Origin of the sequence: Mycobacterium yunnanensis (genome assembly GCF_025823185.1) — a bacterium.
GTDB lineage: Bacteria > Actinomycetota > Actinomycetes > Mycobacteriales > Mycobacteriaceae > Mycobacterium > Mycobacterium yunnanensis.
The window spans coordinates 551,657-568,176 of record NZ_JACKVK010000008.1 but is presented as its reverse complement, the minus strand read 5'-3'; the positions used below and the strand labels follow the sequence as shown (position 1 = coordinate 568,176).

8 protein-coding genes are annotated in these 16,520 nt (G+C 62.5%); 4 read left to right on the top strand and 4 right to left on the bottom strand.

Annotation, left to right across the window (positions count from 1 at the left end; genetic code table 11):
- Positions 1-158: 158 nt before the first annotated feature.
- Together H7K45_RS12730 and H7K45_RS12725 are read right to left on the bottom strand one after the other, a co-directional pair.
- A complete protein-coding gene (locus tag H7K45_RS12730; RefSeq protein WP_263996169.1) occupies positions 159-2,912 on the bottom strand; it encodes an AAA family ATPase in 2,754 nt (917 codons plus the stop codon).
- A gap of 3 nt (positions 2,913-2,915) precedes the next feature.
- Positions 2,916-3,749 (bottom strand): metallophosphoesterase family protein, encoded by an 834-nt coding sequence (locus H7K45_RS12725; protein WP_263996168.1) that lies wholly within the window; start codon positions 3,747-3,749, stop codon positions 2,916-2,918.
- 125 nt (positions 3,750-3,874) lie between these two features.
- Here H7K45_RS12725 and H7K45_RS12720 point away from each other — a divergent pair, with 125 nt between their 5' ends.
- Positions 3,875-6,805, top strand: coding sequence for a DEAD/DEAH box helicase (locus H7K45_RS12720; RefSeq protein ID WP_263996167.1), 2,931 nt, complete (start codon positions 3,875-3,877; stop codon positions 6,803-6,805).
- A 152-nt stretch (positions 6,806-6,957) separates the two neighbouring features.
- Here the strand turns inward: H7K45_RS12720 and H7K45_RS12715 are convergent, their stop codons facing one another.
- Together H7K45_RS12715 and H7K45_RS12710 are read right to left on the bottom strand one after the other, a co-directional pair.
- Positions 6,958-7,587, bottom strand: coding sequence for a hypothetical protein (locus H7K45_RS12715; RefSeq protein ID WP_263996166.1), 630 nt, complete (start codon positions 7,585-7,587; stop codon positions 6,958-6,960).
- A gap of 97 nt (positions 7,588-7,684) precedes the next feature.
- Complete coding sequence (locus H7K45_RS12710; RefSeq protein ID WP_263996165.1) at positions 7,685-8,437, bottom strand: PDDEXK family nuclease; 753 nt, start codon at positions 8,435-8,437, stop codon at positions 7,685-7,687.
- A 181-nt stretch (positions 8,438-8,618) separates the two neighbouring features.
- Between H7K45_RS12710 and H7K45_RS12705 the strand changes: the two genes are divergently transcribed.
- Genes H7K45_RS12705 through H7K45_RS31495 form a run of 3 tightly spaced genes read left to right on the top strand, consistent with a single transcriptional unit; the run spans position 8,619 to position 16,510 of the window.
- The gene (locus H7K45_RS12705) at positions 8,619-11,690 is read left to right on the top strand and encodes a PD-(D/E)XK nuclease family protein (protein WP_263996164.1); all 3,072 of its coding nucleotides are present in this window, start codon (positions 8,619-8,621) and stop codon (positions 11,688-11,690) included.
- A complete protein-coding gene (locus tag H7K45_RS12700; RefSeq protein WP_263996163.1) occupies positions 11,677-14,982 on the top strand; it encodes a UvrD-helicase domain-containing protein in 3,306 nt (1,101 codons plus the stop codon). The genes H7K45_RS12705 and H7K45_RS12700 overlap by 14 nt, the downstream gene beginning before the upstream one ends.
- Entirely contained in the window at positions 14,897-16,510 is a 1,614-nt protein-coding gene (locus tag H7K45_RS31495; protein WP_263996162.1) for an SIR2 family NAD-dependent protein deacylase, read from the top strand. Before H7K45_RS12700 ends, H7K45_RS31495 begins: the two co-directional genes overlap by 86 nt.
- Positions 16,511-16,520: the final 10 nt, after the last annotated feature.

Genomic DNA, 16,520 nt, shown 5'->3' with positions numbered 1-16,520 from the left:
TGAAATAATAATGGCCAGTTTGGCACTGAGCATCGAGTGCGGACGACGAGCGATGCAACGTTGGTGAGGTGGAGATCCGCCCGGACGCTCAGGGGCAGCGGTGCGAACTTAGCTGCGAACTGTTAACCGTGCGCAGGCGTTGATGCCAGCAACCTCCTTCAGGGTGCCGCTAGCGGGATGACCTTGTCGCGCCGGGGGTGAACGTTCTGTTGCGCCCATTCGACGACCTCGTCCTCCTGCGTGAAGACGATGACCTGGTGCTTGGTGCTGAGCTCATGGAGCAGTTTCATGATCGCGACAGTGCGGACGGCATCCGATTGAGTGGTCACGTCGTCGAAGATCAAAGGAGCGGTCTCCGCGCCGCCTGAGAGCACCTGCGACAGGGTCACACGAAGCAACAGGTAAATCTGCTCGGTCGTACCCAATGAGAGTCGATCCGCTTGGCGCACTTGGCCGGTGCCCTCGGTCACCTGCATTGTGAGATCACTTGGATCGACGGAGACATCGCGGTAGCGGCCGTTCGTCACCTTTGGTAGCCAAGGACGCATCCGATTCGCCAGAGCCGGCGCGATGGAAGCGTTGGCTCGCTCCTTCGCAGTCTTGAGTTCATCTGTTGCCGCGTCCATACAAGCCGCCAACATCTCGACCCTGGTCACTGTCCGCCGGGCGTCGGCCTCCGCTTCGACAGCCTCGGCGACAGACCCGAGATCGCCCTCAAGTGTTTGGATCTGCCCCTTGAGCTGTCCGTCCCGGTTGATCGTGTTGTCGAGGCGTTCTTTCGCATTCGCGGTGAAAGCATTGAGATCGGGCGGCATTGGTGCGTCCGGCTCGGGCCCGGCGCTCGTCGTCAGGGCGGCAAGGTCGGATGTCAGATCGACGAGCTCACGGCCACCGAGCAACTGTGCGAGCAGCGCGGCATCGGTTTTCCGCGCGGCCGCCGCCTCTTGCTTTAACTCTTGCTCGAGCGTCCACCGGCGCAGCCCTTCCACGGCCGCTTCGATGGACTCGGCGTTGAGGCCAAGGGGCTCGGCGAGCACGATGACACCGCGTTTCTGAGTTTCGCGTGCGGCTAGCGCCTCGCAGTGGCCCGCTTCGAGCTGTTGTCGCTGCGTGTACGCACTCAGCAGATCGTCACGGCGAGCGGCCTTCTGTGCGACCTCGGCACACGCCTTGCATGCGTCCACATACTCGGCGAAGGCTTGAAGGGTGAGCGCCACATGGTCGTCAGTAATTTCGGCGTGAGCAGCCTGCCCGAGCAGTCGGCCGAGGGTCCGGGCACGGTTCTCGCGCAAACCGCGGAACTCTGCGGCGCGCTCCGTGTGCTGAGCCGACAGCTTTTCAGCGGCAAAGGCATTGTCGATCGCGCGGGCAACCGTCCTCAGAGCGCCGGGATCCGGCTCAAGCCCTTCGTCGAGTATCCGCCGGCGCGCAGAGCCGACAAGCTCCCGATGTTGGCGTAGAGCAATTTCCTGTGCCATCACCGCTGCCTGCGACTGCTGCTCTCCGAGCGACCCCAGGAGGAACTCGGACTGCTCGCGGGTGGCGGCGATGAGCTCCTCAGCGGCAGCGCGTTCGGCGGTGTGGAATGCAGCGAGTTCCTGAGCTTGCGCGCCATCGGTCACAGCAGCGTCGTAGGCAGTTTTGGCCCGCTGGTAGGCGAGATCCTTCTGTTCGACCACTCCCCGAAGGGCGGCGATTTGATCCCTCTGCTCAGCTCGGGACTGCTCGAACTCCGATACGGCAACTGTGTCCACCTCAGGCGGCGACGCCGCGAGAACCTCGGCAAGACTGCGTAACTCGTCTGCATCGAGTGCAACCGAAGGCGCAGCGACGACGAGCGGCGCGGTCTGCATGTGAGTGTCCATAACCGTCTGCGCATTGACCAGTTCGTTCCGCGCCTCGACAATGTCCGCACGCGGTTCGAGATCCCCCTCGGGGATTGCAGGCAATGCATCTAGCTGGACCTGCAGGTCGGACGCCGTGGGCCCATCGGCGAGCGGCGCAACATCGGTTCCGCCGTCGAATACTGCGAGGGCTTTGGTTGCCGCCGCCAGCTTGTCACCATCGACCGCCAGGTCGGCCTCGCTCGTCTCCTCGAGAGCTGTCGATAGCTCGACGGCCTTTTCAACGCGCCGGCGCATCTCGTAGACGCGCCGCCACTTCGAGAGACGTTCGGCCAGTTCGACTCTGGTGCGGGCGTCAACGAGGGCGGCGGCGAGCTTCTTCCGGTTGCCGATCGCTTCGAGGAGCTCGCCGAGGTCATCTCGTCGTGTCTCCGCCAGCGCCTGAGCGCCCGCCCATGCCATGCGACTGGTTGCAAGCGGCTTCTTGCCGTTTGGCACTCCGACCCACTCGCTGCGCTGGGCTTTGAGCCAGGCGAGCGCGGCGTCGGCGAACGCATCCGCCGATTCACTAGCGGCGGCCTTCTCCAACAGCGCCTGCAGCTCGCCTGCATCGTCGAGAACCCGAAGGATGTCGGCCTGCCCGGTGAAGATCGTTGCCCGCGCCGAGTAACGGTTGAGGCCTAGTAATCGGGTGGCGTCGAGGCTGTTGTCCGTCAGCAAGTCGGCATCAGGTATTGCCCGCGCGGTCGCGGCGTCGATGACCCGCCATTCGCCCTTTTCGAGGTCCTGCTCGATCGCCAGCACGCGGTCATCGTCGAGCGTAACGGCCAGCCCGACAGCCCATTTGGAGCCCGACCACGGCTTGTGTCGACGCTTGAACTCTAGCTCGTCGGCGAAGCCCTTGCCCTTGTACTTGCGCCGCCCGGCCAGAGCAGCGTACGTCGCGGTGAACCAACTGGACTTGCCCGCCTCGTTGGGCCCGTGTACGACGTTGAGGCCCGGTGCGAAATCGAGACTCTCGGCGCGCAACGGTCCGAACGCTGTCCCGATCACCTTGTCGATGCGCACGGCTTAGGCACCCTGAGTCGAGGCGTCGAGGGCGGCGAGCCCGAGCGCTATCGTCTGGTGCCGTTGCAGCTCAGGGGTGTTGGCGTACGACATAGCGAGGAGGAACTCCGCTCGGGCACTGTGGTCCGCGGGATCGACGGATGGCATCGCGTAGTCCAGAGAGTCGAGGTCGAGCACCACCTCCGACGAGAAATTCCGTTCTGGCACGCCGAAGCCCGGGAGCAGCACCCCGGTGGCGAGCGTCCCGTGCAGTCGCAGCAGCAGCGGATCGCCCGAGGCCACAACGGCGTCAAGGGTGTTGTCAAGCTCATCGGTGCTCGCCGCATCTGTAACGTCAACGTCGACGAGCGATCCGGGTTGGCCGAGCAGCTCGAATCGCTGAGCGGGCCGTTGCGGCTCCACACTGTCGATCAGTAGGGCACATCCCCCGGCCTCGCGGGGATCGTGCACCAGATCGGGAACTACGAGCACCCCGTGAGTCGCACGGGCGCGAATGAGCACGCGCGACTCGGACGCGTCCGGAAGCCGAGGGGCCGGACCGCCCGGTGACGTCCACGCGCTAACCCACACCGTCGTCGCGACCGTGCAAGGTTCGAAGTCGGACGACGAACAGATCGACGTGTTCGAGGCCCATGTGTGGGTTTTATAGAGACTCATGCCGTCGACCCAGTCGGATTGGCCCGGAACGATGACGACATCACCACTGAACCCGCCGAGGACTTGGGAGGCGTAGTCGACGGTGGCGCGTGATGCGTAAGAGCGGTCGAAGAGGTCGCCCGCGATCAGCAGCATTCCCGCGCCCCGCTGATTCGCCTCCTGCACGACGCGCGCCAGCACGTCCCGCGACCACGCGCGCAAGGCGGACCCGAACCGGACACCCAGACTGGTCCACGCGTGGTCGAGGTGCACCCCGCTCACGATCATGACTTCCACAGCCCAAACCCTCCCCTTTGCTGTCTATCATGCGGATAGCCATCTCGGAAGAATTGGGGACCGCGGTGCCGAAAGGGTTCGTTCACCTGACGCGCGGAGCCGAGGTCGAGGGATTGGTCCCCGACGCGGCCGTCGAGATTGTCGAGATCACGCCGGCCGGCTCGGGTGCATTCGTCCGCTATCGCGACGAGTACGGCATCGAGGAGTCGCGACTCTTCTCCGAGGTGGAACTTGAGGGCGTTCGGCAGGTCGGCGGCGGCCCGACGCTGGCGGCCGACCCCGATAAATTCTGGCTTGCGGTCGAGGCGCTAAGGTTGCGGCATGCGTCGCTGCTGAACCCGCTGCTCGCGGTATCGTCGTCCAACGTCGAGGCCTTGCCACATCAGGTGCAGGCTGTCTATGACTGCATGCTCAGCGGGCATCCGAAACGATTTCTGCTCGCCGACGACCCCGGCGCTGGAAAGACGATCATGGCTGGTCTTTTCATCAAGGAGGCGCTTGCGCAGGGCTGGATTCGGCGGTGTCTCATCGTGGTGCCGGGCAGTCTCGTCGAGCAGTGGCAGAACGAGTTGCGGGAGAAGTTCGCACTCCATTTTCAAATCTTCGACAGGACACTCCTGGCCGATTCGCCGGACGGATCACTCGAGGGTTTGCCCTTTCTGGTCGTCCGCCTCGATCAGTTCAGCCGCAGCAGGGACCTGACCGCGCTGGCGGTTGACGGGAAGTACGATCTGGCGATCTTCGACGAGGCGCACAAACTCGCGGTGAGTGCGTGGGGTGCCACCATCACGAAGACGAAGCGGTTCATGCTCGCCGAGGCGATACGGGACGCAGTGCCGAGCACGTTGTTGATGACGGCAACCCCACACAACGGCAAGGACGCGGATTATCGCGCGTTCCTCACCCTTCTCCGGTCGGATGAACAGCCCACCGTCGATGATCCGGCGAGCGATGGACTGATGCGCCGTCTGGTCAAGGAACAGCTCGTCCACCTGGACGGTTCGCCGCTGTTCCCTGAGCGCCGCGCCAGCACCGTTCCGTACCGGCTCAGCCCGATCGAACACGATCTGTACGAGGACGTCAGCGAGTACGTCCGAGTGGAGATGAACAAGGTATCCGACGACGACACTAGGCGCAGTGTGGGTTTCGCACTGGTTGTTTTGCAGCGACGGCTGGCATCTTCTCCTCGCGCAATCCTGCGATCGCTCACTCGTCGACGCGACCGGCTGCGCGCGCAGGCAGACCGAACGCACGATGGCGACGCGAAACTCGCCGCTGATCTGGCCGCCTCCCTGGGGATCATCACCGAGGATCCCGATGAGATGACCAGCGCGCGGGCCGAGACATATCAGGACGAGGTGGTCAACGTCGCCACTAACGCACGCACGCTCGCCGAACTCGAGGCGGAGATCTTGGTGCTCGGGCGGCTCGTCGAGAAAGCCGAGGCGGTTCATGGCGCGCACGTGGATGCGAAGTGGGAGGCGCTCGCCGAGTTGCTCACCAGCGACGCCATGTACGACGAGGACGGGCTGCGCCGCAAGATCATCATCTTTTCCGAGAATCGGGACACCCTCGACTATCTCGAAGACCGACTCGCCGAACTCCTGGCCAAGACCATCGACGTCCAAGTCATCCACGGTGCGATGTCATGGGGGGATCGGCGCCAGTCGCAGGCCAAGTTCATCGCGGAACCGAGCAGCTCCGTCCTAATCGCGACGGATGCGGCGGGCGAGGGCGTCAACCTGCAGGTGGCTCACCTGATGGTCAATTACGACGTTCCGTGGAACCCGAATCGGCTCGAGCAGAGATTCGGCCGAATCCATCGCATCGGCCAGCGGCACACCTGCCACCTGTGGAACTTGGTCGCGGCCGATACGCGGGAAGGTGACGTCTTCCTGAAACTGCTCGAGAAGGTAGAGGTGCAACGCCAGGCACTCGGCGATCAGGTATTCGACGTACTTGGTGAGGTGCTCACCGACATGAGCCTCAGCCAGTTGCTCACACAGGCCGTCCAACGGGAGGCGGACCATAGCCACATCGAATCCGAACTCGACTCGGTGGCCGATCGTCTGCAATCCGCCCTGTCGAAGCGTGCGGCTTCGGTCAGCACGCTGACGCCCGAAGAGCTCGTGATACTGCGTCGCGAGATGGAGATCGCGAAGGCGATGAGTTTCCAGCCCGACGTGGCACGCGACTTCATGTTGCGCGCCGCGCCGCTGTTCCATGTCGACATTGCGACGCAAGGCGACGCGTGGCGGGTTCCGTACGTGCCGACGAGGTTGCGCGAACTGTTCGGTTCATCGCTGATGACTCGCTACGACCGAGTGGCTTTCGAGCACAACGACAGCCAAATCTTCCGGGCAGATCCGCCCGAGTTGATCGCGCCCGGCCATCCCCTGGTGTCTTCTCTGGTCGAAGTCGTGAGCGCCGAGTTCGGCTCGGCGCTGAACCAAGGAATCATCCTGTCGGACAACCGGTCCGAAGAGGACTACGTACTCATGAGCGTGGCCGGCCTCATCGACGGGACAATTGCGTCTTTGGACACCTACGCGATGTATGCCGGTGGCGATCGACGGAAGGTGAGCCCCGACCTCTACACCGGTCTAGTAGTCGAGTCCGCGCCTACGGTAGATGAAATCGAGGTCGCTGCGGCGGCAGTCGCTGTGGCCGCTGAGAGCGGTGCTGAAATCGTCGCCGTGGCATTCGTGCGTGGAACGGCCAGCCCTGCGGCAGCCGCTTCCTGGCGGGCTGCGCGCGAAGAGATGCGTGACGAGTTAATCGAGAAAGGATTGGATCCGGTGCCGGCACTGCCGGGTCAGGGCTGGGACTTCACGACTGGGCGCGGCGCGATTACCTTCTGGTCGGCCGCTCCCCCGGGCGCGACTGAGCGCCGGCGCGCGGAGAAGCAGGTGTCGGCGAATCTTCGCGGCCAGTATCAGGTGCGACGCGGACAGAGCTGAGAGACAGCCAATTCAAGCTCCCCACCCGTCACAGCCACCGCGGGAAACTTCCCCTACCAATGGGGCTCCAAGGCGGCGCAACGCGAAATCGACATTGCAGCAAATGCGGAAACGGAGGCATCTGGACTCGGCGATGCGGCCCGTAAGTTGTCTCAGCTTGGGCTCTCGAGTCGAATGAGTCGGCGCACGTCGTCTACTAAGCCCTCGCGGTCGCCGTTGTAGGTGTAGCTCAATACAGTGCGTAGACTGACGGTTACGCGGCGGTTGGCGGCGTCGTAGCCGTCTCCGTAATCCCGCAGCGTGACAACTACTTCGACTTCGTTGACGCCCGCCTCGTCTACGCGGCACATGATGTTGCCATGGTCATTTCGACGGGTTAGCGGAACACCGTCGTCGTCCTCCGAGCCATCGAGAATTTCATCCAAGAATTGCTCTGCCTCGCGATAACGGGAGGCATAGTTCGCCTCGGCAGCGGCCCGCGCCTCTGGCAGCGTCAACTCGCCTCTCCTGCCATCGAGAACCAATGAGCCGATCTCGTCATTCGAATCGTTGTCCCCACCCGAAACGTGGTAACCAACGGTCTCGCCCTCACGCCCCGGCACTGGGTAAATCGTGTATCGCCAATCGTCGCCCTGGGCTTCCAAGGAGTCGTCGGCGTCCAGGTAGTCCGCGTCGCGGTCCCACGTCAGTTGGTGCGCAACGCTTGAGGTCGGCGGCGAGTGCCCCGCTGGTGTCTCGCCCGTTTCGCGTGCAGCTATCCGTTCATCGTCCTTGGCTGTCACATGCTCCCCTCGCATTTCGCACAAGTCTTACATCGGTCGCCGACGATCCCGCTATTTCGGCCTCCGTCAGTACTCCGGTGGCCGAACACACCTGCGCTCACTCATGCGCGACTAGCTCGATCGACACGTTGTAGAGCAACCACTCGGTCTTGACCCCGTAACGCATGGCGAGATCTTGCACGCTGGACGCGAGGCCTGGGTCGGGCTGACCGGTGATGACGATCAGCCGCGCCCCGGATCTGCCTTCTTTCTTGGCCTGATTCACCAGGCATGGCATGTATCTCGCCACCTGACCCAACATGCGGTCACTGCCCTCGGCCACTTTCAGCTCGAAGCCGACAAGCTCATCAGTCTTCTTGTCGAAGGCAAGCAGGTCGATGACTGCGCTCCCATCGAGCCGAAACTCCCTTCCCCGGAATCGCAATCCTGCCTTCTTGATGTAGGGCAGTGCCGCCCAGTTCAGAGCCACGAAGCGCGAGAGTTCCTTCTCCTCTGCAAACCGCTGCCGAGGCTGCTGAAACTTTGGTATTGGACGCCTCAGATCGAAGAAGAAGATTCGGGTATCGGGCCCAATGCTCGGATCCTTCAGATTGGGGTGAGTACCGATACCTGCGGCGTCCAAGCGCTCGTCGAGTTCCTCGAGAAGTTTGTCGGACTTCCGTGCGTATCCCGCCTGTTGCACCAAGGTGCGGAGGTAGCTGTTTGGGCTCTGCTTGAGGTTCGGAGTCGCGTCTCCTTCACGGTCGACCCGCTTTCGCGTCTCCTCAACCAACCGCTGGAGCTTGCCTTCTCTCGTCAAACGCGCCGGCACGGGCTTGCCCTCCCCCACTGTTGGAATGTCGTCCAGCAACGACGTCCTCCTTCTGTCCTATCACGCGGAATCGCGGGGCGGTGGGCAAAGGAGCTGCATCGACGTCCAGGACCTGAACGTCTGCTGGGCCTATGGTCGTAGCGCTCTTGAGCAACTAGGGGGCATGCTGCCAACTGATTCGCTTTAATCGATATGAGCGGGCGGCACGCGATGGCTACCGATGGGAATCAAGATCTATACGACGACAACGGCTTACGGACGGTCCGCGATCGACCACTTGGGTGTTCAGCTTGCGGCGCTGAAGGGCGAGGACCCACTCGCACCGGTCACCGTGGTGGTCAGATCGAACTTCGTCTCCGTTGCGACCCGTCGGGCCCTGGCAGCGCGTCCCGGCGGCATTGCCAATGTCAATTTCCTGACCTTACGTCGCCTCGCAGAACAGATCGCAGGTCCAAGTCTTGCCGAGGGCGGTCGACGGCCGACATCCGCTTCTTTGATCGCCTCCGCGATTCGCGCAGTCCTGACTGACGAGCCCGGGATATTTGCTCCAGCCGCCGCCCACCCCGCGACCGAGCAAGCACTCGCCAGCGCCTATCGGGAACTCAGGACAGCACCCGATTCAAGCCTCGACGCAGTAGCGGCGTGTTCGCCCCGCGCCGCTGACGTCGTACGCATACAACGGACGGCTCGCGAACGCCTCATGGCTGACTGGTACGACGAAGAAGACCTTCTCAGCACGGCGTCCACCCTCATCACATCTCGCGAACTAACTCAGAACGATCCCGTCGTCATCCATCTGCTGTCATCATTCACAGTCGGCGAGGCGGCCTTGGTGAAAGCGCTCGCAGATCGCCGCCAGCTCACGGTCAACGTCGGAATCACCGGCGTGCCCGACGTCGACGCAGCCACTGCCGCAACGTGCGAACTCGCGGGAATCATACTCCCACAACATGACCCGATCACTCCGCCAGTGAGCACCCACATCATCAGCGCCAGCGACCCGGACGACGAGGTCCGGGCGGTCATCCAAGCAATCGCAGGCTGGATACAGGAGGGAGTCCGGCTCGGGAGCATCGCGGTCCTCTACCCGACAGCGGATCCATACGCCCGACTGCTGCAGGAACAGCTTGATGCGGCAGGCATTGCGTTCAACGGCACGCCGGTGCGCAACATCGGCGACATGCTCTATGGACGCACTATCCGCAATCTCCTGAAGTTGTCCGAGCGCGATTTCCGCCGAGCCGACGTGCTCGGGCTTCTGTCGGACGCGCCGATCCTGAGCGACGGCGACCGCGTCCCCAGCCGCGCGTGGGAGCGGGTGTCGCGCGCTGCGGGTGTCGTTCACGGAAGCGATTGGGACGCTCGACTCCCGCGGTGGGCCGTTGCACAGCGCGAGCTCGCAGACGCCGATTTCGCTGCCGGATTGGAGTGGCGCGCAAAGCACCGCCGAAGCGATGCCGACCGCGCGGATACACTGTCCGCCTTCATTGTTCAACTCCGACGCGATCTCGAGGGCGACGGTCCAGCGCAATCATGGACGGCGATGGTCGCCTGGCTCACGGTCCTCGCCGAGAAGTACCTCGGCAGCGATCAACGCCGTTCGGCCTGGCCCGACGATGAAGTTGACGCTGCGCACCGTGTCGAGGAAGCGATTGACCGGCTTGCCGGATTGGACGCCCTGGGCAGCACCGCCCCAAGCATCGACATGTTCCGACGGACGCTCGACAGTGAACTGTCAGTGGCCCTGCGCCGAGTGGGTCGGCCGGGCGACGGCGTTCTCATCGGCCATGTGTCAGTGGCCGCAGGGATGGCGCTCGACCGTGTGGCAATACTTGGCCTCTCGGAAGGCCGCTTCCCCGCCCGAAGGCTAGAGGATTCGCTGTTGCCCGATGCCGAGCGTGAGGCATCAGGAGGGCATCTACAGTTGCGTGCGCACCGCGTGCTGGATGATCACCGCGACCTGATTGCCGCGATCGCAAGCGCCGACCGGGCACTGCTCTCGTATCCCCGGGGCGACCTACGGCGATCGACGGATCGACCTGCGTCGCGGTGGCTACTGGCCGACGCCGCACGGCTAGCCGATGTCGACACCATCGAGTCTGGCCACCTCATCGACCACTCCGGAGAACCGTGGTTCACTCACGTCGCATCCTTCGCAGGTGGGCTATCGCGTACGCGACTGTATTCGAGCACTCAGCAGCTTCGGCTCGCCGCGATCGCACGGCACGCCAGCGAGCATCCGCTCCTGCGCGGCGACGCGCGCACCCAAGTCGCACTACAGGTAATACTGGCTCGACGAAGCAGCGAATTCACCCGCTTCGACGGAAATCTTGACGGTGTCGCAGCCGAAATCGCTCTGCCAGAAAGTATTTCGACGTCGAGGTTGGAGGCATGGGCGAAATGTCCACGGTCATATTTGTTCGGTCATGTCCTCGGGGTCGAACGCGTCGAAGAACCCGAACGGCGCTTCGAAATCGATCCACTCACCCGAGGTTCGATCGTCCACAAGATCCTCGAGGAGTTCATTCTCCTCGCCATCGATTCAGGTCATGCGCTCAATACGTGGACCCAGAACGACCACAATCGTCTACATGAGATCGCTGCCCTGCACTTCGATCGCGCGGAGCAAGAGGGCAACACCGGCCGCGCGATCCTTTGGCGCGCCGAACGAATCCGCCTAGGGAATGACCTCGACAGACTGCTCGACTCCGACGCGAAGCGGCTCGCCGAAGGACTCCGCCCCATAGAGGCTGAGATGGCGTTCGACGATGTGGCAATTGACCTTCCCGGCGGCCACACCATCTGGATGCGAGGTTCGATCGACCGCGTCGACCGCGGCGCTGACGGATCACTAGCTGTCATTGATTACAAGACGGGAAGCGTGGGCTCGTACAACAACCTGAGTGAATCAAACCCGCATCACCACGGTCGACGACTTCAACTCTTCGTGTATTCGCAAGCAGCACAGGCTCAATACCCCGGGGCACCCGAAGTGCGCGCCGACTACTGGTTTACGCGAGACGACAAGCACAAGGGCTACCCGATCACCAACCACGTCCGTGAGCTCGTGACGGGGGCCATCGACACGATCGCAACTGGTATCGGTTCCGGCGTCTTTCCTGCACATCCGTCGGATCAGCCGACCTGGGGTTGGGTCGACTGTTGGTTCTGCACCCCCGACGGCCAGAGCGATCAACACGTGCGACGCGAATGGAACAGGAAGCAGAACGACCCCGCGCTCGCCGGCTACCTCGCACTCATCGACGAGGAAGACAGCGATGACATCGACTGAACTCGAAATAGACAAGACGGCGCGTGATGCGGTCGTCAACGAACTGGAAAGGACGCTCTTTCTCGAGGCCGGCGCCGGCTCGGGCAAGACCTCCTGTCTGGTCGGCCGATTCGTCGCGCTTGTCGAATCCGGCATCCCCGCAGACCACATTGCCGCGATCACGTTCACCGAAAAGGCCGCGGCTGAATTGGTCGATCGCATCCGTACGGAGCTTCGCCGCCGAGCTCCGGACAACGAGGCGTGCCGCGATGCGCTACTGGTTCTCGACAGCGCTGCGATCGGCACCCTGCACGCCTTTGCACAGCGGATACTCACCGAACACGCGATCGAGGCGGGGCTACCTCCGCGGTTCGCGGTCCACGACGAGATCGCTTCGCAGGTGGCATTTGAAACCCGATGGGAGCTGTTCGCCGACGGACTTCTCGACGATGAAAGTCTCGAGATGCCACTCCGGCTCCTCTTCGCGAGTGGCGGCAAGCCCAAGCATCTTCGTGACGTCGCCGTGGCCTTCAACGCAAATTGGGATCTCGTCGTCGACCGCATAGATCTCGCGCCACCACCCGTCCCCTCGGTCGACGTGCGCGACATCTTGACGGATCTCAAAGCCGTCATCGATCTCGCGCAGCGTTGCACCGACGAAGATGATCTGCTGTTTCGTCACCTCACCGATATGGTCACGGACTTCGAGGCGCGGCTGCGCGCAGCCGTCGATGATGACAGTCGCGTGAAACTGCTCGACGCGCCAAAGCTCAAATCAAAACGCGGCCAAACGAAGAACTGGACGAGCATCGGCGTGGGAGTTGTTCGCGACCGACTCAGTGACCTTCAAGATGCTTGCGCGGCGTTGCGCTCTGCCGTTCTCGAAAGCGTGCTTCAGCGACTCGCGACGTCGCTCGCTCAGTTCACCGCCGAAAGTGCGACGGCCCGACGAGAGGCTGGCGAACTCGAGTTTCACGACCTCCTGGTGCTTGCTCGAAACATGCTCCGGAGCGACGTCGCGGGGCCGGACGTGCGACGCGCGCTCGCACAGCGGTATGACCGACTCCTGCTCGACGAATTTCAAGACACCGACCCGATACAAATCGAGATCGCGGTGCTCATCGCATCGGACGATCAGGAAGCGGGTCAGAAGCACTGGTCTGCGATCCGGACGGAGCCCGGGCGCATCTTCTTCGTTGGAGATCCCAAACAGTCGATCTATCGGTTCCGGCGAGCGGACATTGGCATGTTCATGACCGCTCGGGACGAACTGGTGGGTGCGTCTCTACAACTCAGCCGGAACTTCCGTACTGGGGAGCCCATCATCGCCTGGGTCAATGCAACATTCGCCAAGCTCATTGTCGGCGAGGGGACTTCACAGCCTGAGTATCAAGCGCTCCTGGCCGAGCGCGGGCGCCCCGAGATTGGGCCACCGGTTGCGTTCATAGGCCGCGAACACGATCGTCGACTGCCAGCCGACGAGCTCCGAAGTCAAGAGGCGGCCGACGTATCTGCGTCCATTCAGCGGGCAATTCGAGAGGCTTGGTCCGTCGCGGATCGGACACCCTCGCACGTCGAATCTTGGCGCCCGGCGCGCTGGAGCGACATCGCTGTCCTCCTGCCAGCACGCACGTCGCTGCCCTTCCTGGAACGCGCGCTCGACGAGGCGAACATCCCCTTCCGCGCCGAAACTTCCTCGTTGGTGTACGGAAGTCGCGAAGTTCGCGAGCTCATGCTGGTCGTACGCGCCGTCGACGATCCCACGGACTCACTCGCCGCCGTGAGCGCCTTGCGTACAACCGCTTTTGGATGCGGAGACGACGACCTATTCGTGTGGAAGAAGCGCTATCGCGGCGGCTGGGACCACCAGGCAGCTGTACCCGAAGACGCACCCGTTGATCACCCTGTTGCGCAGGGCATCGCATGGCTGGCCGCCATTCATCTCGAACGCCAGTGGTTGTCGCCCAGCCAGGTACTCGACCGAATACTGCGCGAAAGGCGGTTCTACGAATTAGCTGCCGCTGACCGGCGGCCGCGAGACCTTTGGCGCAGGCTCCGATTCGTCGTCGACCAGTGCCGCGCGTGGGAGGAGGCTGGCGGCAGCACGTTGCGCGAATACCTCCAATGGGTCGAGGGTCAATCCGGTGAGGGAACGAGAGTCGTCGAGACCGTACTTCCCGAGACCGACGACGACGCAGTCCGCATTCTGACCATTCACGGCGTGAAGGGCCTCGAGTTCCCCATCGTGATTCTCTCGGGCCTGACCACACAGATGAATCCCCAACCGCGGGGCGTAGAGGTCAGGTTCCTTGAGTCAGCAGGCTGGGCCATCAAGCTTTCGAAACGGCTGTCCACCACGGATTTCGAAGACACGCAACCGGTAGAAGAGCAAATGGGCCACCATGAGCGCCTCCGGCTGCTGTACGTCGCGTCCACTCGTGCTCGCGACCACCTAGTGATATCTGCCCATCGCAAGGAACGAGGTACCCGCACTACCCTGACTTCAGCCGAAGTCCTGTACGACGCGGGATGGAATCTTGCGCTGGCCGACGAGCTCGACTTAGCTGACCAGCCGCTGCGGCCACAGCGAGAATTCCAAGTCGTTTCCGATCCGCCGGATCTGCCGACTCTCGAGGAATGGCAAGCAGCACACGATGCCGCCTTAAAAGATGCATCGCGTCCATTGACGACGTCCGCCATCGGGCTCGCGAGAGCGAGGGCGGCAGAGAAGGAGCTTGACCCTGCCTTGAGCCGGGCCGCGGCAGCCGATCCAGGTCTGACTAAGGGGGCGCGGGACATCGACCTGCCGCCCTGGCAGAAGGGCCGGTACGGCAGCGCGATCGGTCGCGCCGTTCACGGTGCGCTGCAGACTGTTGATCTTGCAACTGCCAACGGTCTCACGGCGGTCTGTGCAGCGCAAGCTGCCGCTGAAGGTGTCCTAGGCAAACAAGATGTCATCAGGGCACTCGCGCAGGCGGCACTGGATTCGGAAGTTCTAAAGTTAGCTGCCGCACAACGTCATTGGCGCGAGGTCTACGTCGGAGTGCCCTGGGAGAACGGCATTCTCGAGGGCTATATCGACCTGCTGTACGAGAGCGACGAGGGACTCGTCATCGTGGACTACAAGACCGACGCCTGGCGCACCGAGACCGAACTTGATGCAAAGGTGTCGCTTTACAGCGTGCAGTTGCAGGCCTACGCCGATGCCGTTCGCACAGCCGTCGACCGTGAAGTCGTCGGCGCGCTGCTGCTGTTTCTACGACCCGAAGGGGCCGTTGCCCGACCAGTCAGCATCGCAGCAAGTCTTTCCTGAGAACGGCAACGAATCGTGTGGGGACAATATGAGTGGACACTTATTCATCATCAACGGTGACCTGAACCAGGTCGCATGTGACGCCGTCTTGATACCTACCGACGGGACCCTCCACATCACCGATTCGTGGAGAGTACTCATGCACGGGAAGCGGCTGCCTAAATCGTTTGGAACAAAGCCCGCTGTCCACATCCGTGCTGAGAGCGGACAACCACAGATCTGGCTGGGCAACATCGGCAAAGCAGGTAATGTATCGGACTTCGAGGTCTTCAAGCCTGCCGTCCGTGAGTTCGTGAGGCAGGCAGTTGAGCAGCTAGAGACCGTCAGCGAGGACGCCCGCATCTATCCTTGGCCCAAGCGCCGGCTTGCCGTCAACATGGTGGGCTCCGGCGACGGGGGCGGGTCAGACCGGAAGGGCGAACTTGTCGAGGGGCTCGTTAAGATGCTGGACGGTCTTGTCGTCGAGTACGACGTGGATATCGTTCTTGTGGCCTTTGGCGAAAAACCCTATGCCGCAGCGCAAAGGGCGCGGCGCCGGTTGGTCGGAGATGACACTCGGATCACCTACTACTGGAATTTCGATGAGCTGTCGTCGAACGACTTAGTCGCTCAAGCACAACGCTTGGCGAAGGCGGCAATCGACAGCCAACTCGTACTGTTCATCGGCGCCGGCGTGAGCGCTGGCGCGGGACTTCCCACGTGGAGTAAGTTGCTTAACGACCTCGCGGTCACCGCTGGAATGGGCCCAGACGTCATCGCAGCTCTGGCCAAGAAGGACTTTCGGGATCAGGCCACTGTCATCGAACGGCGTTTGCAACAAGCCAAATGCGGACTACGGGAGGCCGTAGCCGCTCAACTAAACAAGCCCAATCGTTACGCACTGCAACACGGCCTTCTTGCCTCCTTGCCCAGCAAGGAGGCGGTGACGACCAACTTTGACAACATGTTCGAATCTGCAGCGCGGATCTGTGGTCGGGGGTTGGCGGTCTTGCCGGACAGCCCGCTCAATGCCGACGGTCGATGGTTGCTTAAGCTACATGGGTCCGTCGACGGGCCCGAGAAGATTGTGTTGACGAGGTCAGACTTTCTCGACATGCCTCGTCAATATGGTGCGCTAATGGGCCTTGTACAGGGCCTTCTTCTCATGCGGCACATGATGTTCGTCGGTTATTCATTGCAGGACGAAGACTTTCACGAAGTCATTCACGAAGTACGAGCGGCTCGGGGCGGCCTAGCAGTTGATGGTGGCAGGGGCACCGTGTTGACGCTGTTTCACGACGAGTTGGAGCAGGAGCTGTGGGTGGAAGACTTGGAGGTCGTACCAATGCTCGCGGTGGCGTTCAAAGACGATCTGCAATCCGTGGCGGCCCGCCAACTCGAAATATTTCTCGATCTCGTCGGATATCTTTCAACGACTTCGGCGCCCTTTTTCCTGGATCTGACTTATCAAAGCCTCTCCCATAATGAGGCAAAATTACGCAAAGCCCTTGGCGCTCTCATCAAGCAGGCAAGATTCGCCGTACGATAGCGTCGGCTAT

Excerpts from the sequence above, each read along its gene's own strand:
- H7K45_RS12720 (WP_263996167.1), top strand. The coding sequence starts at position 3,875 with ATGCGGATAGCCATCTCGGAAGAATTGGGGACCGCGGTGCCGAAAGGG.
- H7K45_RS12705 (WP_263996164.1), top strand. The coding sequence starts at position 8,619 with ATGGGAATCAAGATCTATACGACGACAACGGCTTACGGACGGTCCGCG.
- H7K45_RS12700 (WP_263996163.1), top strand. The coding sequence starts at position 11,677 with ATGACATCGACTGAACTCGAAATAGACAAGACGGCGCGTGATGCGGTC.